The 1,083-nt window shown below is 27.3% G+C and carries 1 protein-coding gene; it reads left to right on the plus strand.

Going from position 1 to position 1,083, the window contains the following annotated elements; translation table 11 throughout:
- Nucleotides 1–493 precede the first annotated feature (493 nt).
- A partial coding sequence (locus I6U48_RS29370) for a hypothetical protein (RefSeq protein WP_218324058.1) occupies nt 494–1,083 on the plus strand: 590 nt, incomplete at its 3' end.

A 1,083-nucleotide genomic window follows, 5' to 3' on the forward strand; every position in this document is an offset into this window, starting at 1 on the left:
ATTGAGAATCTAAAATTTAAAGATAACAAGTTTATTCAGCCAAAAGAAACTATTGTCTCAGAATGGTTTAAAAACGAATCTCCTTCAGCATTAAATTAGTTGTAAAAAAACTCTTGCAAATTTAAAAAATCTCTATCATTTTTGATAGGGATTTTTTACGCTTACTTTTAAATTCTTTAGTATTTATAAATTTTCTTATCATAACGAAATTTAGGTAATAGTAAATATAACTATAACTTATTTTAAAAATGAAGGTTATCATGAAATAGTATTATTTATACTACTAAGTATTTAATATAAAATTAAATTACTAGGACTCGCAGCTTTCCTTCAAAATACTTATCCTTATAGTTGTGCAAAGCATTATGGAGATTGTTTGTCAGATTACTTCTAAGTTGAAAAAAAGTATTCTGGATACTATGTAAATGTTTCATTCCTAATAAGACCTACTGAAAGATAACAATGCAAAGCAAAATTGAGGAGATAGAATATTATGTTAAAAGAAAAGTTTTTATTTATACCTTTTACATTTATATTTTTAATTCTTATGCTTATATTTTTAATATTTGATTCATCAATTCGTTTCTCACATAATTACTATGTTAGTAATTATGGGGATGATAGCAATTCTGGCTTATCAGAAGCTCATCCATGGAAGACTATATCTAAGGTCAACAATTATAATTTCAAACCAGGTGATGTTGTGCATTTTAAGTGTGGAGATATATGGAGGGAACAGCTAATTCCTAAAAACGGAAATGAAACCGGACCTGTTACCTACGCATCTTATGGAACTGGTAACAAACCTTCTCTTTATGGTTCAGTATCATTAAGTACACCCAGTAATTGGATAGAAGAGACACCTAATATTTGGACATTAAATAAAAATACCGATAATACCCAGAGTGATCCAAATTATATAAATCCAAATAAATTTTTGATATGTCAAAAAAATGGTGCCAAAGTTAACTATTATAAGAACGTATCAAAGAGTGGATTTATTAAAATAGATTCCTTGTCTAGTGGCATTTCAATGTTTAATGTTCAATTGCTTGTTGCAGAATTAAATCTAACCACAAATAA

This window comes from Clostridium thailandense (assembly GCF_019207025.1).
Lineage (GTDB): Bacteria > Bacillota > Clostridia > Clostridiales > Clostridiaceae > Clostridium_AM > Clostridium_AM thailandense.